Origin of the sequence: Campylobacter sp. GB48 (genome assembly GCF_049221845.1) — a bacterium.
In the GTDB taxonomy this organism is placed as follows: Bacteria; Campylobacterota; Campylobacteria; order Campylobacterales; family Campylobacteraceae; genus Campylobacter_D; species Campylobacter_D lari_C.
In genome coordinates this window covers 57077-79527 of record NZ_JBMJAR010000002.1, presented here as the reverse complement: position 1 = coordinate 79527, position 22451 = coordinate 57077, and the positions used below count along the sequence as shown (strand labels likewise).

29 protein-coding genes are annotated in these 22451 nt (G+C 28.7%); 18 read left to right on the top strand and 11 right to left on the bottom strand.

The window, feature by feature from the left end; translation table 11 throughout:
- Nucleotides 1-95 precede the first annotated feature (95 nt).
- From fliW to ACOTVC_RS01765, 5 genes are read left to right on the top strand one after another with little or no spacing between them, the layout of a single operon-like run.
- Nucleotides 96-491: a flagellar assembly protein FliW gene (gene fliW, locus ACOTVC_RS01785; protein WP_012661666.1), complete on the top strand. Its 396-nt coding sequence runs from the start codon at nucleotides 96-98 to the stop codon at nucleotides 489-491.
- Entirely contained in the window at nucleotides 491-1219 is a 729-nt protein-coding gene (locus ACOTVC_RS01780) for a pyrroline-5-carboxylate reductase (RefSeq protein WP_039641701.1), read from the top strand. The genes fliW and ACOTVC_RS01780 overlap by 1 nt, the downstream gene beginning before the upstream one ends.
- Complete coding sequence (locus ACOTVC_RS01775) at nucleotides 1216-1512, top strand: hypothetical protein (protein WP_087685030.1); 297 nt, start codon at nucleotides 1216-1218, stop codon at nucleotides 1510-1512. The genes ACOTVC_RS01780 and ACOTVC_RS01775 overlap by 4 nt, the downstream gene beginning before the upstream one ends.
- On the top strand, nucleotides 1496-2224 hold the full coding sequence (locus tag ACOTVC_RS01770; protein ID WP_421627546.1) for a type II secretion system protein: 729 nt from the start codon (nucleotides 1496-1498) through the stop codon (nucleotides 2222-2224). Before ACOTVC_RS01775 ends, ACOTVC_RS01770 begins: the two co-directional genes overlap by 17 nt.
- Complete coding sequence (locus tag ACOTVC_RS01765; RefSeq protein WP_039641697.1) at nucleotides 2221-2649, top strand: hypothetical protein; 429 nt, start codon at nucleotides 2221-2223, stop codon at nucleotides 2647-2649. Before ACOTVC_RS01770 ends, ACOTVC_RS01765 begins: the two co-directional genes overlap by 4 nt.
- Here the strand turns inward: ACOTVC_RS01765 and ACOTVC_RS01760 are convergent.
- The 6 genes from ACOTVC_RS01760 to ACOTVC_RS01735 all read right to left on the bottom strand — a co-directional run bounded on the left by ACOTVC_RS01760 (nucleotide 2625) and on the right by ACOTVC_RS01735 (nucleotide 7484).
- Nucleotides 2625-3266 carry a MarC family protein gene (locus ACOTVC_RS01760; protein WP_039641695.1) on the bottom strand — a complete coding sequence of 214 codons (642 nt, stop codon included), beginning with the start codon at nucleotides 3264-3266 and terminating at the stop codon, nucleotides 2625-2627. The two genes, ACOTVC_RS01765 and ACOTVC_RS01760, sit on opposite strands and share 25 nt — an antisense overlap.
- 51 nt (nucleotides 3267-3317) lie before the next feature.
- Complete coding sequence (gene rpsR, locus ACOTVC_RS01755) at nucleotides 3318-3578, bottom strand: 30S ribosomal protein S18 (protein WP_039618521.1); 261 nt, start codon at nucleotides 3576-3578, stop codon at nucleotides 3318-3320.
- Nucleotides 3579-3589: 11 nt separating this feature from the next.
- Nucleotides 3590-4117: a single-stranded DNA-binding protein gene (locus ACOTVC_RS01750; protein WP_039641693.1), complete on the bottom strand. Its 528-nt coding sequence runs from the start codon at nucleotides 4115-4117 to the stop codon at nucleotides 3590-3592.
- Between the two features lie 3 nt (nucleotides 4118-4120).
- On the bottom strand, nucleotides 4121-4495 hold the full coding sequence (gene rpsF / locus ACOTVC_RS01745; protein WP_012661658.1) for a 30S ribosomal protein S6: 375 nt from the start codon (nucleotides 4493-4495) through the stop codon (nucleotides 4121-4123).
- 90 nt (nucleotides 4496-4585) lie between these two features.
- On the bottom strand, nucleotides 4586-5551 hold the full coding sequence (holA, locus tag ACOTVC_RS01740; protein ID WP_421627543.1) for a DNA polymerase III subunit delta: 966 nt from the start codon (nucleotides 5549-5551) through the stop codon (nucleotides 4586-4588).
- Entirely contained in the window at nucleotides 5544-7484 is a 1941-nt protein-coding gene (locus ACOTVC_RS01735) for an RNB domain-containing ribonuclease (protein ID WP_087685036.1), read from the bottom strand. Before ACOTVC_RS01735 ends, holA begins: the two co-directional genes overlap by 8 nt.
- Nucleotides 7485-7591: 107 nt before the next feature.
- Between ACOTVC_RS01735 and ilvC the strand changes: the two genes are divergently transcribed.
- Genes ilvC through ACOTVC_RS01710 form a run of 5 tightly spaced genes read left to right on the top strand, consistent with a single transcriptional unit; the run spans nucleotide 7592 to nucleotide 11700 of the window.
- Nucleotides 7592-8614, top strand: coding sequence for a ketol-acid reductoisomerase (ilvC, locus tag ACOTVC_RS01730; RefSeq protein WP_421627541.1), 1023 nt, complete (start codon nucleotides 7592-7594; stop codon nucleotides 8612-8614).
- A gap of 1 nt (nucleotide 8615) precedes the next feature.
- Nucleotides 8616-9683 carry a divergent polysaccharide deacetylase family protein gene (locus ACOTVC_RS01725; protein ID WP_421627539.1) on the top strand — a complete coding sequence of 356 codons (1068 nt, stop codon included), beginning with the start codon at nucleotides 8616-8618 and terminating at the stop codon, nucleotides 9681-9683.
- Entirely contained in the window at nucleotides 9670-10437 is a 768-nt protein-coding gene (locus tag ACOTVC_RS01720) for a DNA-processing protein DprA (RefSeq protein WP_214116619.1), read from the top strand. The genes ACOTVC_RS01725 and ACOTVC_RS01720 overlap by 14 nt, the downstream gene beginning before the upstream one ends.
- Nucleotides 10434-10820, top strand: coding sequence for a Holliday junction resolvase RuvX (gene ruvX / locus ACOTVC_RS01715; protein WP_214116620.1), 387 nt, complete (start codon nucleotides 10434-10436; stop codon nucleotides 10818-10820). Before ACOTVC_RS01720 ends, ruvX begins: the two co-directional genes overlap by 4 nt.
- On the top strand, nucleotides 10807-11700 hold the full coding sequence (locus ACOTVC_RS01710) for an RsmB/NOP family class I SAM-dependent RNA methyltransferase (protein ID WP_214116622.1): 894 nt from the start codon (nucleotides 10807-10809) through the stop codon (nucleotides 11698-11700). The genes ruvX and ACOTVC_RS01710 overlap by 14 nt, the downstream gene beginning before the upstream one ends.
- A 191-nt stretch (nucleotides 11701-11891) precedes the next feature.
- Here ACOTVC_RS01710 and rpsO read toward each other — a convergent pair whose 3' ends face one another.
- Nucleotides 11892-12164 (bottom strand): 30S ribosomal protein S15, encoded by a 273-nt coding sequence (gene rpsO, locus ACOTVC_RS01705; RefSeq protein WP_039618506.1) that lies wholly within the window; start codon nucleotides 12162-12164, stop codon nucleotides 11892-11894.
- Nucleotides 12165-12347: 183 nt separating this feature from the next.
- Here rpsO and ACOTVC_RS01700 point away from each other — a divergent pair, with 183 nt between their 5' ends.
- Genes ACOTVC_RS01700 through ACOTVC_RS01680 form a run of 5 tightly spaced genes read left to right on the top strand, consistent with a single transcriptional unit; the run spans nucleotide 12348 to nucleotide 16812 of the window.
- Nucleotides 12348-12752: an Rrf2 family transcriptional regulator gene (locus ACOTVC_RS01700; RefSeq protein WP_214116624.1), complete on the top strand. Its 405-nt coding sequence runs from the start codon at nucleotides 12348-12350 to the stop codon at nucleotides 12750-12752.
- Entirely contained in the window at nucleotides 12745-14904 is a 2160-nt protein-coding gene (flhA, locus tag ACOTVC_RS01695; protein WP_214116626.1) for a flagellar biosynthesis protein FlhA, read from the top strand. Before ACOTVC_RS01700 ends, flhA begins: the two co-directional genes overlap by 8 nt.
- Before the next feature lie 9 nt (nucleotides 14905-14913).
- Entirely contained in the window at nucleotides 14914-15966 is a 1053-nt protein-coding gene (locus ACOTVC_RS01690; protein WP_039618500.1) for a DHH family phosphoesterase, read from the top strand.
- Nucleotides 15950-16186, top strand: coding sequence for a hypothetical protein (locus tag ACOTVC_RS01685; RefSeq protein WP_039626390.1), 237 nt, complete (start codon nucleotides 15950-15952; stop codon nucleotides 16184-16186). Before ACOTVC_RS01690 ends, ACOTVC_RS01685 begins: the two co-directional genes overlap by 17 nt.
- Nucleotides 16183-16812 (top strand): hypothetical protein, encoded by a 630-nt coding sequence (locus tag ACOTVC_RS01680; RefSeq protein ID WP_214116630.1) that lies wholly within the window; start codon nucleotides 16183-16185, stop codon nucleotides 16810-16812. Before ACOTVC_RS01685 ends, ACOTVC_RS01680 begins: the two co-directional genes overlap by 4 nt.
- Here the strand turns inward: ACOTVC_RS01680 and ACOTVC_RS01675 are convergent.
- Nucleotides 16801-16932 (bottom strand): hypothetical protein, encoded by a 132-nt coding sequence (locus tag ACOTVC_RS01675; RefSeq protein ID WP_256374638.1) that lies wholly within the window; start codon nucleotides 16930-16932, stop codon nucleotides 16801-16803. The two genes, ACOTVC_RS01680 and ACOTVC_RS01675, sit on opposite strands and share 12 nt — an antisense overlap.
- Nucleotides 16933-17171: 239 nt before the next feature.
- On the opposite strand from ACOTVC_RS01675, the gene ACOTVC_RS01670 reads away from it, so the two are divergent.
- The 3 genes from ACOTVC_RS01670 to dnaK are packed head-to-tail and all read left to right on the top strand — an operon-like array spanning nucleotide 17172 to nucleotide 20345.
- Nucleotides 17172-17954 (top strand): HrcA family transcriptional regulator, encoded by a 783-nt coding sequence (locus ACOTVC_RS01670; RefSeq protein ID WP_087690632.1) that lies wholly within the window; start codon nucleotides 17172-17174, stop codon nucleotides 17952-17954.
- The gene (gene grpE / locus ACOTVC_RS01665) at nucleotides 17951-18460 is read left to right on the top strand and encodes a nucleotide exchange factor GrpE (RefSeq protein WP_087690630.1); all 510 of its coding nucleotides are present in this window, start codon (nucleotides 17951-17953) and stop codon (nucleotides 18458-18460) included. Before ACOTVC_RS01670 ends, grpE begins: the two co-directional genes overlap by 4 nt.
- Nucleotides 18461-18482: 22 nt before the next feature.
- Nucleotides 18483-20345 (top strand): molecular chaperone DnaK, encoded by a 1863-nt coding sequence (dnaK, locus tag ACOTVC_RS01660; protein ID WP_039641669.1) that lies wholly within the window; start codon nucleotides 18483-18485, stop codon nucleotides 20343-20345.
- A gap of 30 nt (nucleotides 20346-20375) precedes the next feature.
- Here dnaK and ACOTVC_RS01655 read toward each other — a convergent pair whose 3' ends face one another.
- From ACOTVC_RS01655 to ACOTVC_RS01645, 3 genes are read right to left on the bottom strand one after another with little or no spacing between them, the layout of a single operon-like run.
- On the bottom strand, nucleotides 20376-21029 hold the full coding sequence (locus ACOTVC_RS01655; protein WP_421627537.1) for a DNA/RNA non-specific endonuclease: 654 nt from the start codon (nucleotides 21027-21029) through the stop codon (nucleotides 20376-20378).
- Nucleotides 21026-21469, bottom strand: coding sequence for a GatB/YqeY domain-containing protein (locus ACOTVC_RS01650; protein ID WP_257929191.1), 444 nt, complete (start codon nucleotides 21467-21469; stop codon nucleotides 21026-21028). Before ACOTVC_RS01650 ends, ACOTVC_RS01655 begins: the two co-directional genes overlap by 4 nt.
- 10 nt (nucleotides 21470-21479) lie before the next feature.
- Nucleotides 21480-22439, bottom strand: coding sequence for a Ppx/GppA family phosphatase (locus ACOTVC_RS01645; protein ID WP_421627535.1), 960 nt, complete (start codon nucleotides 22437-22439; stop codon nucleotides 21480-21482).
- Between the last annotated feature and the right edge of the window lie 12 nt (nucleotides 22440-22451).

Here is a 22451-nt window from a genome sequence, read left to right as displayed (position 1 = left end):
TAATCAAAAAGTTTTAATTAGCACAATTGAAAAAGTTGGAACTAAAATTGCTTTATGAGTTGTAATTTCTTAGTCAATAGATTTTAGGAGGCAAAATGAACTTAGAAGTTAAATGTCCTATTTTGGGGTTTGAAGATACCAAAAATATGAACTTTTACAAAATAGATGAGGTTTTTTATAGACTTAAAAGCCTTGATGGTAAAGATTTTTCTTTTGTAATGATTGATCCTTATATGATCCGTCCTGATTATGATTTTGAAGTACCTGATTATTATCAAGAATTATTAGCTTTAAATGAACAAACTAATTTTGGTGTATTTGTTATAGTGGCTATTAATGAGCCATTAGAAGAATCTACTGTGAATTTTTTAGCACCTGTTGTGATGAATTATGATAATAATTCTTTAGTGCAAGTGATTTTAGATACAAGTAAATATCCTAATTATTTTCAATCTGAAAAGATTTCAGCTTTTATTAAACAAACAAAATAATGTCTGAAATTTATATTTTAGGAAATGGTGCTATGGCAAGTGCTATAGCTAAAGGTTTGAAAGATACTTATAAAGTAGTTATTGTTGCTAGGGATTTAAAAAAAGCTAGTAGCTTAAATTTAGAAGTTTTATCTTATGAAGAATTTGATTTAGAAGATAAAAATGTTATTTTAGCATTTAAACCTTATGCTTTAGAAGAAGTAGCTGTTAAATTAAAAGGCAAGGCAAGATGGCTTATTTCAGTTTTAGCAAATACTACTTTTGAGCAACTTCATTGTGTTAATGCGCAAAATTATATAAAAATCATGCCAAATACAGCAGCTGAATTTAAAGCCTCAGCGACTGCGTATTTGATGGAAAATGATTCATATAAAGATGAAATTTTATCTTTGTTAAATACTTTTGGTAAAGCCATAAGTTTGCAAAATGAAAAAGAATTTGATGTGGCTATGGTTTTAAGTGGGTGCGCTCCTGCGTTTTTGGCTTTGGTAGCAGAAAGTTTAGTAAATGCAGGTGTTAAAAATGGTTTAAAAAATGAGCTTAGTTATGAGCTTACTCGCGCTTGTTTTGAAAGCTTTAGTGCTTTGTTTAACCATACACATCCTGCTATTATCAAAGAAAAAATTTGTTCTCCAGCAGGGGTAACTATAAGAGGAGTTGAGGCTTTAGAAAAAAGAGCTTTGCGCGGTGCTTTTTTTGAAGCTTTTAATGCAAGTTTAAACAAATGAAGCAAGCTTTTAGTCTCCTAGAGCTTGCTTTTTGTATTGTAATTTTATCTTTTGTTTTTGGATCTTATTATCTTATATTTGCAAATAAATCTTTAAATATTATATGGCAAAATCAAATCCTTTTTAATGAAGAAAAAGAATTATTCATGCAAAATCCTTCATATAAGGCAAAAGAAATAAATATAAATACTTATAACTTTTTAGAATACACTAGTGATGAGTTTAAACTCAAATCTTTAAAAATAAAAGATTTATCCTACAAAGAAGCTTTTATAGATGAAAAAAGCTTTTAGTTTATTAGAGCTTGCACTAAGCATTGTTATCTTGGGTGTATTGATTGCTATCTTAAGCAATCCGGCCATATATCTTTATAATCATAGTTATAAAATTAAAAATTCCAACACAGTATTTTTAAATTTAAACCAAACTTTGCTTAGTATGGAAAAAATTTATCATTCTTGTTTAAATGCGACATTGACAAGTAGTTCTTTTGAGTGCTATATGAGTGCAAATGATGATATTTTTTATGATTTATCATTGAAAAAATTAAACTTTAGTGGCATTATTTTAGAAAACAATGAAAGTTTTTTTAGTCCAAAAAGCAATTTACATTTTATAGAAAATGGAAGTTCTAAAGGAATTTTAAGTAATTATAAAGATATGCATAGTGAAAAAAAGTTAAAAATATATGCTAATGATTATATGTATTTTTTTGATATACAAAATTCAAAAATTTATAAAGCATTGGTGAATGATAGGGAGAAAATACATTTTCTTAATGAGAAATTTAGCGGATTTTATACTATTTTATATTCTTATATTAGGGTGTATTTGGAAAATGAGAATATTTATATGCAAATAGATGATTTAAATCATAACAAACGATCTTTTTTACTAGCTCAAAATATTTCAAAGCTTATTTTCAAGCAAGATGATAAGGCGCTAAAAGTTTTAATATGTGATAAAAACAAAAATGAATGCTTATCTAAGTGGATGTTTTTATGAAAAAATCGTTTGCTATGGTTTATGCAATATCTTTTATTTTATTTATCTCTTTTGTTATGGCATTTGTAATAAAAATTTCTTCATATTCTCCAAGAATTATGAAAGATTTAACTCTTTATACCCAAGGGAAGATTTTACTTCATGATGCAAAAGAGCTTTCTAAATATTTTTTACATCAAGCCTATTTAGAGGGTAAAGAATGCTTAAATGAATATAATTTTGAATATAATAATATAAAAATACGAATTGATTATGCTTATCCTTTGGGTGAGTGTAAAGGATATAAATTGATAGCAAATGATGCTAATGCAAAAAGCATTATAGCGGTAAATATTAGCGTGTTATTAAATGACAATAAAGCAGTAAATGAAGAAGTGTTTTTACAAAAAAGTTTTTTTGTTTATCCTAAATTAGATTGGATGTAAGTTTGAACTCCAATAGCTATCATTTTTACTCCCATAGCCATAATAAAAACTAAAGCAATACGTGAAAAAACATAAAGCACGAGCTTTCCTATGACTTTTTCAATGGTAGCTGAAAAGTGGAATAAAGCAAAAATAAAAGCAAAGGTAAGCAATACAGAAGCTATAGCTATAGCTAAATTTTGATCTTCTGAAATAACCACTATAGTAGAAAGTGTTCCAGGGCCTACTAGCATAGGAAATGCCATTGGGACTATACTTTTTTTCAATAATTCTTTATGACTTAATCCTTGATAATGTTGAAATTGAGAACTTGATGGAGTAAAAAGTAAGTTTTTAGTGCTCATAATGATTAAAATCAAACCACCCGCAACTCTTAAATCATTAATATCTATTTTAAATAAATATTTCATGATAAATGGTCCAGAAAGTAAAAAAACTAAAACAATACAAAATGCAGTATAAATGATATTTCTAAAAAGTTTTTTTCTCGTATCAGCATCTAAGCCCTCAGTCATTGCAAGAAATTGAGGAAGATTTCCAAAAGGATTTAAGACTGCTATAATAGCAACAGAAGCAAGCAAGATAATATAAATTTCAGATTCTATATCTGAAAACATAAAACAACCTTTTATTTTCCCAAGCTTAAAAGCTTGGGATTGATTTGATAATTATAGTCCCTCAAAAGGATTAGTAACAACTTCTTTTCTATCTACGATATAAGGGATAAGTGCTACATGTCTTGCACGTTTAATAGCAACTTCAACCATTTCTTGGTGTTTTTTGCTAGTGCCTGTTAAACGACGTGGCATGATTTTAAATCTTTCTGATAAAGCATGTTTTAATAATGCTGTATCTTTATAGTCGATAAAATCAACTTTAGCTTCAGTATATTTGCAATATTTACGTGAATATTTTCTTTTTTCTGCCATGATTTTTTCCTTTAAAATGGTAATTCTGTATCATCATCATATTTATCAATATCAATTTCCTTCATAGAGGGTTCTTTTTGAGGATTTTGATAAGTATTAGATGGGTTTGTTCTAGTTTGCACTTGAGCATAAGGATCAAAACTTTGTTGTTGGTTAAAATTTTGATTATAACCATAATTTTGATTGTCAAAATTGTTTTGTTGGTTATTTTGTACAGTTGAACCTAACATTTCTAAATTCTCAACTTGAATACTGTGTTTTGATCTATTTTGTCCATTTTGATCACTCCACTGCTCAAATCTCAAACGACCTTCAATTAAAACTTTACTACCTTTGTTAAGGTATTGATTAGCAATCTCTGCTGTTCTACCAAAAAAACTAATGTCGATAAAGCAGGTTTCTTCTCTTTTTTCTCCTGTATTTGTACTAAATCTTCTTGTTACAGCTATAGCAGAAGAGCCTATCGCACTACCTGATGGAGCATAGCGCATCTCTATATCCCTTGTAAGATTACCTACTAAAACGACTTTATTAAACATTAATTAGCCTTCTGTACTTTCACTAGCTTTGATTTCTTTTTTATTTTGTTTGATACCTTTGCTTAGTTTTTCCCAAGCCGCAATTTCTTTTTTATTTTCATATTTTACGATTAAAAATCTAATTACTTCTTCAGTGATTCTTAATACCCTTTCAAGCTCTGCTATTAAATTTGTAGGAGCTTTGAAATAAATCACAAAATAAGTTCCTCTTTCGTATTTTTTAATTTTGTACGCAAGTTTTCTTGTTCCCATTGGAACTACGCTTTCAATTTCTGCGCCATTTTTTGTAAGGACTTCTTTTACGAATTCCAACTTAGCACTTACTTCTTCTTCTGTAAGTGTCGGTTTTAATATGAATAAAACTTCATAATGTCTCATTTAATTTCTCCTTATGGATATAAAGCCTAAAATTTTTAGGCAAGGATTTGCATAAAATGCAAATTTTATTTTACCATAAGTTTTCTTAATTTAACTTTTTAATATGGAGCTAAGTTGTAAAAGAGTTGCGATTAAAAACTCTTTTTTTTCTATTTTAGAATTCTTTTTTAATTCATATTCGCAATTACAAAGTATTAAAAAGATATTTTTATATTGTGATATTTTGATCATAAGAGCTTGTTTTTGAAGATTTTGTGCCACAGAAATAGGCGGGGCATAGCCTAAAATTTCTTTTAAGTCTAAATTTCCATAAATTTTAACATGTAATGCAATTTTAAAAAGTCTAGAAAAATTTGCATATAAGGCATTAATCAATGCTATTTCATTATAATTTTCTAAAATATTTTCAAGTTCGTTTCTTAAATCTTGTTTTTGCATTAATTTATCAAAAAAACTTTCAAAGCTAATAGTACTTAAGCTATAACAATGCTCTTGAATAATTTTTTCATCGATATTTAAACCACTAAATTTATTTAACTCATTAGCTGCTAAATATAAATTCTCATTAAAATTATAAAAAAGAGTATAAAGGGCATTTTGAGTGATGTTAATATTTAACTCTTTAGCTTTTAAAGCTAGTAATTCCATACCTTCTTTGGCCGAATTTACTTTATAAAATCTACAAAAATTATTAGAAAAAATTTTCTCCACTTCACTTTGTTTGGAGCTTTCATCATAAATTTCAAGTAAAAAATAATTATCTTGTGAATTTTGACAAAGCTGTAAAAGCTGTTTGAGTTCTTTACTTGGGATTTTCTTTTGAGTTTTGATTTCTAATAGTTTTCTCTCGCTAAATAAAGAAGCATTAGATAAATAATCATAGGCTTGCTTAAAATCATATTCTTCAAAATAAAATCTTAAACTCTCATCAAAAGAGTATTTGTCTTTAATAAATTTAGCATAAAGTTCTATTTGGAAATTATCCGCTCCATAAAGCAAGAAATAATTAGGAAAACTATTGCCATTAAGCAAGCTTTGGAGTTGATTTTTATACATTTTGGTTTCTTTCTAAACTAAAATGCTTGGTGATTTTGCCAACAATTTTAGCACTGACAATATCCACTTCAGCGATTTCTACTTCTACATTTTCTAATAAATTTGCCCTTGAGCCTATGGTGGTGATCAAAGCTCCTTTAATTTCATCATTTAATTTTACTTGCAATGAACTTTGATTTTCTACTACTAAAGCCTTAAATCTTTTTCCTATATTTTCCTTTGCCCATCTTGCAAATTTTCTATCCATGAAATGCCAAGCAACTTTATCTGCTTCTCTTTCTAATAAGCTTAATTCCTCGCAAGTGCTTTGTATGTTTAAAAGCAAATAATTAAACATTTTTTCGTCATTGTTGATTTTAGCCTTTAAAAGTCTATGTAAAATAAGATCAGAATATCTTCTAATAGGGCTTGTAAAATGTGTATATTTATCAAAACCTAAGCCAAAATGTCCCGCATTTTCACTAGAATATTCTGCCTTTTTTTGAGCTTTGATGATGAGCCTATCTACTTCTTCTCTTATATCTAGCTCATTTGCTAAGACTTGAATGTTTTTAAATAATTCTATGACATTATTTTTAGGATTAATATCTATACTAAGTGTTGAAAGATCAGCTAGTAATTGATCTATTTTTTTATAATCAGGACTTAAGTGATTTCTAAAAACTCCTATATCAATGAGTTTTGCTGCAGCTTTATTGGCTAAAAGCATGCAATCTTCGATTAAATTATGCGAAGCAGTGTCATTTTCAAGGCGTGTTTTTATGAGTTTGTTATTTTCATCTAAAGTCATTCTTAGTTCTTGGGTTTTAAACTCACAAGCATTTTTTAGACGTTTTTTACGTAAATTTTGAGTGATTTTAAAAACTTCATAAAGCCAGTTAATCGTACCTAAATCTTCTTGCGTTTGTAAATACTCATCAACTTCATCATAATTAAAACAGCGTTTTGAGTTAATAATAGCCTCAAAAAGCTCTTCTTTAATCACTTCATTGTTTTGATCTAAACTTATTTTAAAACAAAATGCTAACCTATCTTCATTAGGTTTTAGTGAGCAAATATTTTCACTCAAAGCTCTTGGCAACATAGGTATAGCAATATGAGGAAAATAAATCGAAAAACCTCTTGATCTTGCTTCTTTATCAATAGCACTATAAGCATGCACATAAGCGCTTACATCAGCTATGGCTATATAAATGGCATGTTCATTTTTATCATAATAAATTGCATCATCAAAATCTTTCGCATCAATTGGATCAATGGTGCAAAAATTTAAATTTCTAAGATCTTTTCTTGATGGATACATACTTGCATCAACTTTATCTCCATAAGCTTTTGCTTCATTTTCACATAAATTATCAAAAATTGCATTTTTATTAAAAAGTGCTAAGGAAATTTTTTCATCCACAAAATCATCATCAATATGCCCTATCACTTCAGTGATATTATTATCATGATTTTCTATTTTTAAAATAGTTCCTAAAGGCAGAGCTTTTAAGGATTTTTGAGAGGCTTTTAAGGCACATGTAAGTCCTGTTTGAATATTTACTCCAAGGACTGCTTCGCCGTATTTTTTAGTCATAACCAAAGAAGTTTCATGGGCTCTTTTAAGTATTAAAATAACTTTAGCACTTGGACGCTTTTTTTTAAGAGGGAGTAATTTTGCCACAACTATATCAGCATAATTTGCTCCTTTTAAATTTTTATTTTCTATGAGCAAATCACGCTTAAAAGCAGGATCAAAACTTTCTAAAAATCCCGTTCCATTAACAGAAATATCAATCTTACCAAAAGTAAAGCCATCTTTTAAATAGTATTTGTTTTTATAAAATTTAATAATATCACAAGTTAATAATTCTCTAATTATTTGCTTGTTTTTATTGGTAATTTCATCAGCATTGAGACCATAACTTAGTTGATTAAATAATTCTTTCATAAGACTCTTTATAGTAATTTTTCAAAACTTAAATTTTATCATAAAAGGATTAAATTTATATTTTTTAGTTATAATCTTTGCTTTAATTTTAATTTTAGGAGTGCATAATGGCTGTATCAATTTATTATGATAAAGATTGTGATATTAATATAATAAAATCAAAAAAAGTAGCTGTTATAGGTTTTGGCTCTCAAGGTCATGCTCATGCTATGAATTTAAGAGATAGTGGCGTAGAAGTGATCATAGGCTTAAAAGAGGGTGGACAAAGTTGGGCAAAAGCTCAAAAAGCAAATTTTATAGTAAAAAGTGTAAAAGAAGCTACTAAAGAAGCAGATTTGATTATGATTTTAGCTCCTGATGAAATTCAAAGTGAAATTTTTAATGAGGAGATTAAACCTGAATTAAAGGCAGGTAAAACTCTAGCATTTGCACATGGATTTAATATCCACTATGGACAAATTGTTGCTCCAAAAGGTATAGATGTGATTATGATAGCTCCTAAAGCTCCTGGTCATACTGTAAGACATGAATTTAGTATAGGTGGGGGTACTCCTTGTTTAATTGCTATCCACCAAGATGAAAGTAAAAATGCTAAAAATTTAGCTTTAAGTTATGCTAGTGCTATAGGCGGTGGTAGAACAGGTATTATAGAAACGACTTTTAAAGCTGAAACCGAAACAGATTTATTTGGTGAGCAAGCAGTGCTTTGCGGAGGACTTAGTGCTTTAATCCAAGCTGGTTTTGAAACCTTAGTTGAAGCAGGGTATGAGCCTGAAATGGCGTATTTTGAGTGTTTGCATGAAATGAAATTAATTGTAGATTTGATTTATCAAGGTGGTATTGCTGATATGAGATATTCTGTTTCTAATACAGCTGAATATGGAGATTATATCACAGGACCTAAGATTATTACCAAAGAAACCAAAGAGGCTATGAAAGGTGTTTTAAAAGACATACAAAATGGAAGTTTTGCTAAAGATTTTATCTTAGAAAGAAGAGCAAATTTTGCAAGAATGCACGCAGAGCGTAAATTAATGAATGATTCTTTGATAGAAAAAACAGGACGCGAACTTCGCGCTATGATGCCTTGGATTAGCGCTAAAAAATTAGTTGATAAAGATAAAAACTAATTTGAAAACTATAAATAAAAAATACAAAGTGCTTCTAGCGCTTTGTCTTATTGTGTTTGGAATTTTTCTTTTTGCATTTGGAGCTTTGTTTTTAAAAAAAGAAGAAAATAAAACCTTAGACTATAATCAAATCATAGTTAAAAAAGAACCATTACCACCTACAAAAGAACAAGAAAATAATTTTAGTTTTAATGATATAAATTTGACTTTAGAAAATGAAAAATTAGAATTTTTAGATAAAAATATTAGTGAAATTTTAAATTTAAACCCTGTAAATACAGAGTTAAATCAAACTAAAGAGGATAATCAAACTTTAATTTTAGAAGTAATAGATCAAAATACAAGCAAAGAATTAATCAATAAAAAGCAAAATATATCAGATAAAAATGAGGATAATAAAACTCAAATCTTAGTACAAAAAAATAGCAAACCTCGTCTAGCAATTATTATAGATGATATGGCAAGTCACACTCATGTAGATATGCTTAAAAAAACAAATTTAAAATTAATCCCATCTTTTTTTCCACCTGATAAACGCCATCCTTATACAGCTGAGTTTGCAAAGGATTTTGACTTTTTTATGGTGCATTTGCCCCTTGCTGCTATAAAATATGACAAGGCAGAATTAAATACCTTGTACCCTAGTGATGATATACAAAAAATAAGCAAACGCGTAGCTTTTGTAAAAGAGCAATTTCCAAAAGTAAAATTTATTAACAACCATACAGGAAGTTTATTTACTGCAAATAAACAGGCTATGGAAAAATTATTTAGTGCCTTTAAGCAAAATGATTTTATTTTTGTTGATTCAAGAACCATAGGAAATTCTAAAGCCAAAAACTTAACAAGTCAGTTTAATCAGCCTTATATAGCTAGAGATGTTTTTTTAGATAATGAAGATGATATAACATATATTAAAAATCAACTCAAACAAGCAGTAGAAGAGGCAAAAAAGAAAGGTTTTGCTATCGCTATTGGTCATCCAAGAGAAAAGACTTTTAAGGCCTTGGTGCAAAGTAAAGATTTGTTAAATTCAGTTGAGCTTGTGTATTTAAATGAAATTTATTGAGAATATTGAAGATTTTAAAAATCTTTTAAATCCGCCTTCAAAGATTTATTATAAAGGCAATTTAGAGCTTTTAAATGCTAGAAAAGTGGCTATTATAGGTTCTAGAAAAATGAGTGTTTATACTAAAAATTGTCTTGTTGAATTGGTGACTTTGTTAAAAAAAGCTAAGGTTTGTGTAGTAAGTGGCGGGGCTTTAGGGGTGGATATCCAAGCAGCTAAAATAGCCTATCCTCAAACCATAGCTATATTTGCTAATGGGCTTGATGAGATTTATCCAAAAGCAAACACAAATGAAATTTTAAATATTTATGAAAATGCTTTGGCTTTAAGTGAAAATGAAGGAAATTATAAGGCAAAGCCTTATGATTTTTTATTAAGAAATAGACTTATTATTGCTTTAAGTGAGGTTGTTGTAATAGCCCAGGCTGATTTAAAAAGTGGTTCTATGCAAAGTGCAAGACTTGCTTTAAGTATGAATAAACCTATATATGTATTACCTCATAGGAAAAATGAAAGCGAAGGAACAAATTTGCTTTTAGCCACAAAAAAGGTAAATTTAATTCATGATTTTGATGAATTTGTAAAAATGTTTGGAGAGTTTCATCAAGAGCAAAGCGAAGATAATTTATTAAGTTTTTTAAAACATGAAGATGATTTAGAAAAAGTTTTAAAAAAATTTGGTGATAGAGTTTATGAATATGAACTTGAGGGTTTGGTAGAAATATCTGGAGTGAAAATAAGAGCTTGCTTGTGAAAACTTTAGCATTAGATATAGGCTTAAAGCGTATTGGTGTTGCTTTGTGTATCAATAAAAGTATAGCTATGCCACTTGAAGCTATTATTAGAAAAAATCGCAATCAAGCAGCAAATGAGGTAAAAAAGTACATCAAAGAGTATGATGTAAATACTTTGGTGGTAGGAGTTCCTTTAGGTGGATCTAGCGAGGATGAAATGCGAAAAAGGATAGAGCATTTCATATCTTTACTTGATTTTGACAAAGAAGTTTTTTTTGTCGATGAGAGTTTTAGTTCTAAAAATGCACAAGAACTTGGCATGGTGAATTTAAAGAAAAAAGATGGCAAACTTGATTCTTTGGCTGCGTATTTGTTTTTAAAGGATTTTTATGGCCTTGCTTGATTTAAATACAGCTTTAGATGAAATTTATACAAAAGAGCAAAAAGAACAAATCCTTCAAAGCTTTAGTCAAGAAAAATATATTAATATTTTTAGAAATTCCTTGCTTATTGATAATGATGAATTAGAAGAAATTTTAAATAATGAAAATATAGAATTTGAAAAAATTGATCTGAATTGTTATAAAATTCCAAGTATCTTCAAAAGCAAACTAAGCTCAATGAAAGCTTTTAATGAGGGTAAGTTTTATATACAAAATTACTCTTCGTACTTATGCGCTAAAACTTTAAGTGTTAAAGCTGGTGAGAATGTGCTAGATATGTGTGCAGCTCCTGGTGGAAAAAGCTTAAATTTAGCTAATTTCATGCAAAATGAGGGTTATTTAGCAAGTTGTGAATTATCTAAAACACGTTTTTTTACCTTAAAAAAAACTATGGAAAATTATCAAGTTAAAATTGCAAAATGCTTCTTAAAAGATGCACGTACTATAGGTAAAGCTTGTCCTTTGAAATTTGATAAAATTTTACTTGATGCGCCTTGCTCAACTTTTGCAAAAATGGGTTTTGAAATCCAAAAAAACACAAAAGAAATTAAGCAAATTGCAAATTTACAAAAAAAACTTCTACACTCAGCATTGCTAGCTTTAAAACATGGTGGGGAATTAGTGTATAGTACTTGTACATTTCTAAGAGAAGAAAATGAAGCGGTTTTAGAAAATGCATTAAGAAATGAAAATTTTAAATTAGAATTGCTTGATTTTAATCTAGCTAATGTTGATTTTATATGTGCAAAGAGTGATGAATTTGATTTATCATTTGCCAAAAGAGTTTTACCGGATGACTATGCGGATGGTTTTTTTATAGCAAAAGTGAAAAAACTTTAAAAATCAATAAAATTAAATGTGAAAAATATTTTTATTCACAAAACTTAAAGTGCTATTTTTAGGTGCTTAGAAGCTAAAATCACATTGTGAAACTCTTGTGAATAAAATATCAAAATTTTGAAAACTTAAATTAAAATAGTAGTAAATAAATATAATAAAAAATATATAAAGAAGATAAATAAGCACGAGGCTTATTTATCTCTTAGGTTTAATTCGCTGATTAATTTAGTGTAAGCTTGATAATCTTTTCTTTTTAGATAAGATAAAAGTCTTTTTCTTTGACCAACAAGCTTTAAAAGACCTAAACGAGAAGAGAAATCTTTTTTGTAGATTTTTAAGTGTTCTGTTAAATCTGAAATTCTTGCACTTAAAAGTGCGATTTGAACTTCTGGAGAACCCGTATCTCCTTCTTTTCTAGCAAATTTTGCAACTATTTCTGCTTTTTTAGCCGAATCTAAAGCCATAATAGACCTCCTGAGCGGTATTTATATTTAAATTAAAAGATGTAATTATAACTAAAAAACCAAAAAAAATGCTGAAATTTAAAAAATATGAAATTTAATATTTATCGATACTTATTTTTGATATAATAAAAATTTTTATTAATAACCAAAAATAATATTATATTTATAACTTGAAAGGAACAAATGTTATTTACTAAAGCTAGCGAATATGCTTTATTGTCTTTAATTCATATAGCAAAATCTCAAGAACCACAAGATGTAGATACTATGTCAAATGTCTTAAATATACCTAAAAGTTTTTTAGCAAAAATTTTACAAGCTCTTGCTAAAGACGCACTTTTAAAATCTTATAAGGGTGCTAAAGGTGGATTTATGCTTGTTAAAAAGCCAAGTGAATACACTTTAAAAGAAATTATTAATAGCGTAGAGAAAAAATCCATTAATGTCTTTGAATGTAGTAATGGAATTTGTCCTTCTCAAAAAGAGGATAATTGTAAAATTATGCCAGTTTTGGTGAAACTTCAAAACAAAATCGATGATTTTTTAGTTTCTATTACTTTAGAGGATATTATTCAAAATAATGGCTAAAAGAGATATTTTTAGCTTAGTATTGCCTTGGGTTGCTCCGCTTGTTGCACCTATTTTAAAGGCAAAAAGTTTAACCATAGTAGCTGTAATTATTGCAATTTTAGCAATTATTATAGTACCTTTACCAAGTATAGTTTTAGACTTTTTTCTTGCTTTAAGTATTGCAATTTCAGTTTTAATTATTTTAATTTCTTTGTATATACCAAAGCCTACGGATTTAACAACTTTTCCAACATTGATTTTAATTATTACGCTTTTTAGGCTTTCACTTAATATTGCTACAACGCGTATGATTTTGAGTGAGGGTCATCAAGGTCCAACTGCTGTTAGTGATATAGTGGCAAGTTTTGGAGAATTTGTTGTTGGTGGTAATTATGTTATAGGTATGGTTGTTTTTTGTATTTTGGTTTTGATTAATTTTATGGTTGTAACCAAAGGTAGTACAAGGGTTTCTGAGGTTCAAGCAAGATTTACTCTTGATGCAATGCCAGGTAAGCAAATGGCTATTGATGCGGATTTAAATGCGGGTTTGATTGATGAAAAAACTGCACGCGCAAGACGCCAAGAAATCATAGCTGAAGCAAATTTTTATGGAGCGATGGATGGTTCTTCTAAATTTATAAAAGGGGATGCTGTTGCTGGGATTATTATCACCATTGTAAATTTAATTGGTGGGTTTATGATAGGTTATTTTCAGCATGATATGGAGCTTGGAGAATGTGCTTCAACTTATACTATATTAACAATAGGTGATGGGCTTGTTTCTCAAATTCCTGGACTTATAACTTCAACAGCAACTGCAATTATCATCACGCGTGCTAGTAAAGATGAGGATAATTTTGCTGAAGGTTCTATTAATCAGCTTTTAGGGGAATATAAAACCCTATTAATTGTAGGTTTTGTTTTATTTATTTTTGCTTTAGTACCTGGTTTACCACACTTTTCTTTGGGTTTTATGGCTTTAGTGTTTTTGGGACTTGGTTATATGATAAAACAAGTACAAGAAGGTAAAATTCAAATCAATACAATTTCGGCTAAAAAATCCCAAGAAGCTGATGAACAAGAGCAAGCTAAGCCTCAAAAACGCAGTGAGGAAGAAATTTTAAAAGAAGAAGAAAATAAAATCACAGATATTTTAAAATTAGAAATTTTAGAATTAGAATTAGGCTATGGACTTATTAAATTAGCAGAAAGTGAATTAACAGAGCGTATTAGATCAACAAGACGCAGTATAGCTCAAAGCTTAGGCTTTTTAATGCCAAAAATTAGAATTAGAGATAATTTGCAATTAAAACCAAATGAATATACTTTTAAACTCAAAGGTGTGGGTATAGCTAGTGCTGAAATTTATCCAGATAAATATCTGGCTATGGATAGTGGATTTATCACTGAACCTATCGAGGGTATAGCTACTAAAGAACCTGCCTTTAATTCTGATGCTTTATGGATAGAATCATCTTTAAAAGATGAGGCAACGCTAAATGGTTATATTGTAATTGATCCAGCAAGTGTCATTTCAACCCATATGAGTGAGCTTATAAAAGCTAATGCTTCAGAACTTTTAACTAAACAAGAGGTTCAAAATCTATTAGATAAAATCAAAAATGATTATCCTATTGTAGTAGATGATTGTTTAAGAGTTGCTAGTATAGGTTTAATCCAAAAAGTTTTAAAAGCTTTACTTAAAGAGCATATTCCTATTAAAGATATGCTTACAATTTTAGAATCAATTAGTGATATAGCTGAAGTAAGTAAGAGTTTGGATATGATTATTGAGCATGTAAGGGCTTCTTTGGCAAGAGCGATTACAAATTTATATGTGGATGAAAAAGGACAAATTAGCTTTTATATTTTTGATGCTGCTGCGGCTGCAAAATTAATGGAGCATGTGCAGTTTAAAGATGGTTCGTATCATTTAATGATAAATGTAGCTCAAACTGGCGCTTTAGTAGAAGCTTTAAAAGCTGAACTTGCAAGTGTGGCAAATACAAGAATTAAACCTTTCTTGCTTTGTGTTGAGCCACAACTTAGAAAATTCATTGCTGATATTTGTTCTAATTTTGGTATTAATATTACGGTTTTAAGTTTTGCTGAGATTGCAGAAAATACCAAATTTGAAACAGAAGGTATCATAAAAGTTGATAATTTATAAAGGAAAAATATGAAAATTTATCATCTTTCACATACAGATTTAGATGGCTATGCTTGTCAGTATGTGCTAGATTTTTATTTTAAGAATTGTTATTTTTATAATTCTAATTATGGTAAAGAGATTAATGAAAATTTTAATGTGATTTTTAAAAATATAGAGGAAGATTTAAAGCAAAATCCTAATGAAGAATTTGTGATTTTAATCACGGATTTAAATTTAACTTTAAGTCAATGTGAAGATTTTCAAAAAGCCATAGAAGGTAAAAAAATCAAACTTTTACTTTTAGATCATCATCAAAGTGGCTTAGAATGTATGCAAAAATATCCTTGGTATTTTTTAGATGATAAAAGATGTGCTACTAAGATTGTTTATGATTTTTTTAGTAAATGTTATGGCGAAAATAAAGCTTTGTCAGAATTTGTAGATGTAGTAAATGCAGTAGATATTTGGTTGAGTGAAGATGAGAATTTTGAACTTGGAAAAGTATTGCTTGGTATGGTTTCTGGAGCAAAAGAAATCAATAGAGTAATGTTTGCACAAGAAAATATTAAATATCTTTTTTATCTTTTTGATGTTTGTAGAAAATACATTCACCAAAAAAATGCTCATATTAATTTAGATGATGATTTGCATGGTTTAAAAAAATCTTTTTTTAAAAAAGAAAATGATGACACCTTAAGCAATTTAATTTCTAAATTTGTGGTAGAAAGACTAAGTGTAAATAAGGAAAAATTTAGTGTATTTTATAAAGGAAGTAAAGGTTTATTAACTTCAAATATAGGCAATACTTCTGTAATTGGAAATGATTTTTTAATGCAAAATCCTGATTTTGATTTTTTTGTTGATCTTAGTTCAAGAAAAACCTTAAGTTTTAGAGCAAATAATAAAATCGATGTGAGTTTGATGGCTAAAAGCTTGGTCAATGGGGGAGGGCATAAAAATGCTAGCGGTGGATTGTTTGCTGCGTATAAAGATAGCTCTAATTATGATTTCATAAAAGCACAATTTGTGGATTTGATTAAAAGCAAAGAATTAAAGGAAAATAATGAAAACAAATCATGATTTTAAAGAAGAAATAGAAAATTTACAATATGAATTAAGCATAGTTTTAGAGGCAATGCTTTTGTTTGCTGGGGTAAAAAGAGCAAAATTAGAAAAAGCAATTGGACTTTATATTGATTGTATTGATGAGGTTTGTCAAAATACTCAAAAAGAAGGAGTTGATGAGATCTTAGAAGTAGTAGAGTACTTAAAAAATCATCATAAAGATTTATTTGAATGAAAATTTTATTATTGCTTTTTATGGGAATTTTTTCTTATGCAAATATCTATGAAGATTTAAGTGATTTTGCTTACAATAAACAAAACACGCTAAATTTAAGCTCAAGTCAAGCTTTATTTTTAGAATACAAACAAAACAAACAAGCTTGTGTGGATATAGTGCTTGCTAAAAATAAGGCTTTTGTGGTTAAAATTTATCCATTGTGTGAAAATTTAAACGAAAAAAGTCTAAATGAATACTTAAATGCGCAATTTATAAGTTTATACACTAAAGATTTATCAAAATTAAGAAAAGAAATTATTGATATTAAAAATATAATGCGTGATTTTATGATTTATTATACCTTACATCAATCTTTTGCAAACGAAATTAAGAAAATGAGTAAAAATGATAAACTACAAGCGTATGAACTAGATGAGAAAAAAGGTGGAAAAATTCTTTACAAGGTTAATAATCAAGCTTGTATAATTTTTAATTTATATTTAGATGAAAATTTGCAAGCTAGTATGCAAGTAAGTGGAATGGAAAATTTGGATAAAACTTGTATGGAGTTAATCTCATCCCCTGATTTTAAAGACTTATCTTTCACAAAAGAGGGTATGAGAAAATATAAATTAAAAAACTAATCTAAAAAATCTTAAATAATACAACTTTAAAATTCTACTTAAAGCCATTTTTTTTCTTTCTATATTGGAAAACACATAAGCTTCAAGATCTTGCTTTTCTCTTAAAGTAAGATTTTTCATTATTGTAAACCTTTTAAAAAATATTGCTAGACGCAATTATATTATCTTTTCTTTTAAAAAAACTGAAAAATAAGTTTTTATATATTATATATAAATGGCTAAATAAACTTTAGTTATATAGACTAAATAATTTTAAATATTTTTATTTAAAAATAACTTGACATTATTATACTAAAGTTGTATAATTATTTTGTCACTTAAAAACATTGAGTGCTAAAATAAATAACTAAGGTTTTGTAGTGAAGTCTTATAGTAAAAAAGATTTAATTTTAAAAACCATCATTGAGACCTATTTAGAGGGTAATAATCCTGTTGGTTCTAATGAATTAAATCATAAAGTTAGCATACCTGCTTCTACTATAAGAGTTTATTTTAAAAAATTAAGTGATGAAGGTGTATTAACACAACTTCATATTAGCAGTGGTCGCATACCAACTTTTAGTGCTATGAAGGCTTATTGGTATGAGCAACTTTGCGAAAATGAGATTGTGATTAATGATCTTGCCTTGTTAGAGTTTTTGCTTGATAAGTTTGAAATTTATACCTTAGTTTATGGTGGTGATGAGCTTATTTTGCAAGATATTACTAAGGTTAATGATAAATTTATCATACTTGATTTTGGACAAAATGAGTTGGTTTTAAGATTTAGTCAAGATAGTTTTATTTTTTTGCAAAGACTTGTAGGGCTCGATCTAAAGAGTATTGAAAATTTAGCTTTTAGAGTTGAGTTTAAAGAGTTATTAGAGAAGATAGCTATGCTAAAAGAAGCTATGGTTTATTATAGATATAATGAGAGTAAAGCTTATCAAATTTATCAAAATGATGAATTTGCTAAGCTTTTATCTCCTCAAATTGGATTTTATTTTAACGATAAATTGCAATTTGATCCTTTGTTTGAAGAGGGTTTTATGGGATTAAAGCTTAAGGGTGCATTTTTAGGTAAAGAATCTAATGTGGTTTTTGCTGGTAGTGTGTATTCTGATTTTAAAACAATGTTAAATATTATAAAGGAGGCTGCGTGAGTGAAGAAAAGCAAAATGAGCAAATGCAAGAAGAAGCAGTGGAAAATTCAGAAAATCAAAACAATGAATTAGAAAAACTTCAAGCAGAGTATAATGAGTTAAAAGATACTTATCTAAGAGCAAATGCTGAATTTGAAAATATCAAAAAAAGAATGGAAAAAGAAAAAATTTCAGCAACAATTTATGCAAATGAAAGTTTTGCTAAAGATTTGCTTGATGTAGTTGATGCATTAGAGGCGGCTATTAATGTAGAAGCTAATGATGAATTAAGTTTAAAAATCAAAGAAGGGGTTCAAAACACTTTAGACTTGCTTTTGAAAAAACTTGAAAAACATATGGTTAAAGTTATAGAAGCAAATGGTGAGTTTGATCCAAATTTACATGAAGCGATGTTTCATGTTGAAAGCGCTGATTATGAAAGCAATCATATCGTCCAACTTTTACAAAAGGGCTATATGATGAATGATAGGGTAATTAGATCAGCAAAAGTTAGTGTTGCAAAATAAAATTTAATAAAAAGGATTAAAAATGGCAAAAGTTATAGGTATAGATTTAGGTACAACAAATTCTTGTGTGAGTGTGTATGAAAGAGGTGAGAGTAAAGTTATCCCAAATAAAGAAGGTAAAAATACTACTCCTTCGGTAGTTGCTTTTACAGATAAAGGTGAAGTTTTAGTTGGAGATAGCGCTAAGCGTCAAGCTGTAACTAATCCTGAAAAAACTATTTATTCTATAAAAAGAATTATGGGCTTAATGATCAATGAAGAGGCAGCAAAAGAAGCTAAAAATCGCTTACCTTATCATATCACAGAAAGAAATGGGGCTTGTGCGATTGAAATAGCAGGTAAAATTTATACTCCACAAGAAATTTCAGCGAAAGTTTTAATGAAATTAAAAGAAGATGCAGAGGCTTTCTTGGGTGAAAAAGTAGAAGATGCGGTTATTACCGTTCCTGCGTATTTTAATGATGCACAAAGAAAAGCTACAAAAGAAGCAGGGCAAATTGCAGGATTGAATGTATTAAGAATTATTAATGAACCAACTGCAGCAGCTTTGGCTTATGGACTTGATAAAAAAGAAAGTGAAAAAATTGTAGTTTATGATTTAGGTGGTGGTACATTTGATGTTACCGTACTTGAAACAGGTGATAATGTTGTAGAAGTTTTAGCAACTGGTGGTAATGCATTTTTAGGTGGTGATGATTTTGATAATAAATTAATCGACTTTTTAGCAAATGAGTTTAAAGATGAAACAGGTATTGATCTTAAAAATGATGTAATGGCTTTACAAAGATTAAAAGAAGCAGCTGAAAATGCTAAAAAAGAATTAAGTTCAGCTAATGAAACTAATATTAATTTACCATTTATCACAGCTGATGCAAGTGGTCCAAAACACTTAACTAAAACTCTAACAAGAGCTAAATTTGAAAGTATGATTGATGGTTTAGTTGCTGAAACTATTAGTAAAATTAACGAAGTAGTAAAAGATGCAGGACTTGACAAAAATGAAGTAAAAGAAATCGTTATGGTGGGTGGTTCTACTCGTGTTCCACTAGTACAAGAAGAAGTTAAAAAAGCTTTTGGAAAAGAGCTTAATAAATCAGTAAATCCTGATGAAGTTGTTGCAATAGGTGCGGCAATTCAAGGTGCGGTTATTAAAGGCGATGTTAAAGATGTATTATTGCTTGATGTTACTCCGCTTTCTTTGGGTATTGAAACTTTAGGTGGTGTGATGACTAAAATCATTGAAAAAGGTACAACTATACCAACTAAAAAAGAACAGGTTTTCTCAACTGCTGAAGATAATCAAAGCGCAGTTACTATCAATGTTTTACAAGGTGAGAGAGAATTTAGCCGTGATAATAAATCTTTAGGAAATTTCAATCTTGAAGGAATTCCACCAGCACCTCGCGGCATGCCACAAATTGAAGTAACCTTTGATATAGATGCAAATGGTATTTTAACAGTTAGTGCAAAAGATAAAGCTACGGGTAAAGCTCAAGAGATTAAAATCACAGGCTCAAGTGGATTAAGTGAAGAAGAAATCAACAACATGGTAAAAGATGCAGAGCTTCACAAAGAAGAAGATAGAAAACGCAAAGAAGCGGTAGAAGCTAGAAATGCTGCTGATAGCTTAGTACATCAAGTAGAAAAATCTTTAAGTGAGCTTGGAGATAAAGTAGGCGATGATGATAAAGCAAATATTCAAAAAGCCTTAGATGAGTTAAAAGAGACATTGAAAAATGCCAATGCTTCTAAAGAAGAAATTGAAAGCAAAATGAAAGCTTTAAGCGAAGTTTCTCATAAATTAGCAGAAAATATGTACAAAAAAGAAGAACCAAACGCTCAAAAGAAAAAAGACGATGATGTAATCGATGCTGAAGTTGAGTAAAAACTAAACTAGAAGCCTTGTGCTTCTAGTTTAATCAATATATTTTTTACAATCTTCCTTAAAATAATTTCTATTAAATCTTGCAAAATTATCATTATTTGGAACTTTATAGCATTCACTGAAATTTTTAGTCTTAAGAATTTTGACATAAAAACTAGGAATGGCTATATTGTTTTTAATGTGTTTTGGGTTATCATCATAAAGTACTAAATTTAAGACTTCTAATTCTTTATTTTTCTTTGCCAAATATCTTTCTCTTTGTTCGATTTCATTCCAAATTTCTGCATTAATATCTTTTTTTTGCGGAGTTATGTTGCTCATTAAAAAAGTGCTAAGTTGGGCTTGTGGGGTTGCATTCATAGATTGATTTGGCACGACATGCCCTCTTGTATAGCCACTTCTTAGATAATCTTCCCAATAAGTTCTGTATTTTTTAGGTATATTGGTATCTTCTTGAAATCTTGGGCGTTTTTTGATGTGTCCTTGATTTAAAATTTTAGCTTCTAGTTTATAAGCAATAGCCTTAGTGCCTTTATAATTATAATCATAACAATTAATATAATAATATTTATCCATCAATAAAGAGCAATCTTTAAAATAAGCTTTAAAGCTAGGATGCAATTCATATTGAGTATAAGCAAAAGAGCTTAAAGCTAAGGCGCAAAGTGTCAAAACTTTTTTCATGCTAAAAGCTTTCTTACCATTTCATTAAGTCTTTTACCATCAACGCTCGCGCCAAAAGCTGCTTTAGCTTCTTTCATCAAAATACCTTGTTCTTTTAAAGAGTTAATTTGTAATTTTTCTATAAGTTTTTTTAGCTCACTTTCTAATTCCTCATCGCTAAGTTGTTTTGGTAAATAAGCACTTAAAATAGCTACTTCTTGGAGTTCTTTTTGTGCTAAATCCTCTCTAGAGCCTTTAGAAAAAGCTAAAGCTGCTTCATTTCGTTTTTTAATCTCGCTCGCAATGATTTTGTATATTCTTTCATCACTAAGCGCAATTCTCTCATCAACTTCTATTTGTTTAAAGCTAGCATTAAGCGTTCTTAAAGTGTTTCTTTTAAAGTCATCTTTATTGCGCATAGCTTCTTTAATATCTTCTAAAATTCGATTTTTTAAACTCATTTTTTCTCCTTTAAAATTTGATATTTTTAAAATGTGCTATACATACACCTTCTCTAACACCATCATCAATCACAATGAGCTTTTGCTTATTAAATAAAGCAAAAAGTATCATTGAGCCTGCTATGAGGTATTTTTTTCTATTTTCTCCAAGATAAATTTTAGCTTTTTCTTGTTCTAAATTCCAAATTTTTAATGCAAAATCAAAAAAATCTTTGCGTTTGAATATTTTACCATTTACACTTTCTTCTAGGTAATCTTTGTATTTTATGTTTTGTTTATAAGCACAAAGTGTGGTAGGTACTCCTGAATTTAGTATGAAAAATTTTCCTTTTAATTTTATATCTTTACTAAGATCAAAAGCTTTTAAGGCAAGTTGTTTTAAATGCGTAGGATAGGGGCTTAGATGAATTTTTAATTTTTCATCTTTAATACGCGCAAGATTTTGTGGATATTTTTTAAAAAATTTTACATAAGCACTTGGTTTTATAGCTTTAAAATGCATTCTTTCATAAAAACTAATAATTCCAAAATCATAACTTTTACTAAACTTATCATTTGAAATTTCACAAGAAGCACCGCCTAAATCACAATAGTTTAGGTCTTTTCTAAAAAGCTTAAGAGCTTTAAGACGCTCTTGCATACCTAAAATACTTAGTTTTGCTTCGGTTTTTGCATCGATTAATTTTACATCAAGTTTAAATTCTTTTTGAATTTTTTCAAAAATAAACTCAGTATTTTTTGCTTTTCTAAAAGCAGCTGTGGCGACTGCTTTGGCTTGACTTAAGTCATAATTTTTTTCTTTTAAGATTTTTAAAGCGCTAAAAATTCTTTCTATGGCTTCATCACTAATGATATCATTTTGCATATTTTTAGCTGCCCCTATGATAAATTCTTCGCTTTTTAATTTATTAAAATTCTCATCCATTAAAACAGCTCTTAATGTATTTGAACCCATATCAATACCTAGCACTAGCTCTCCTTA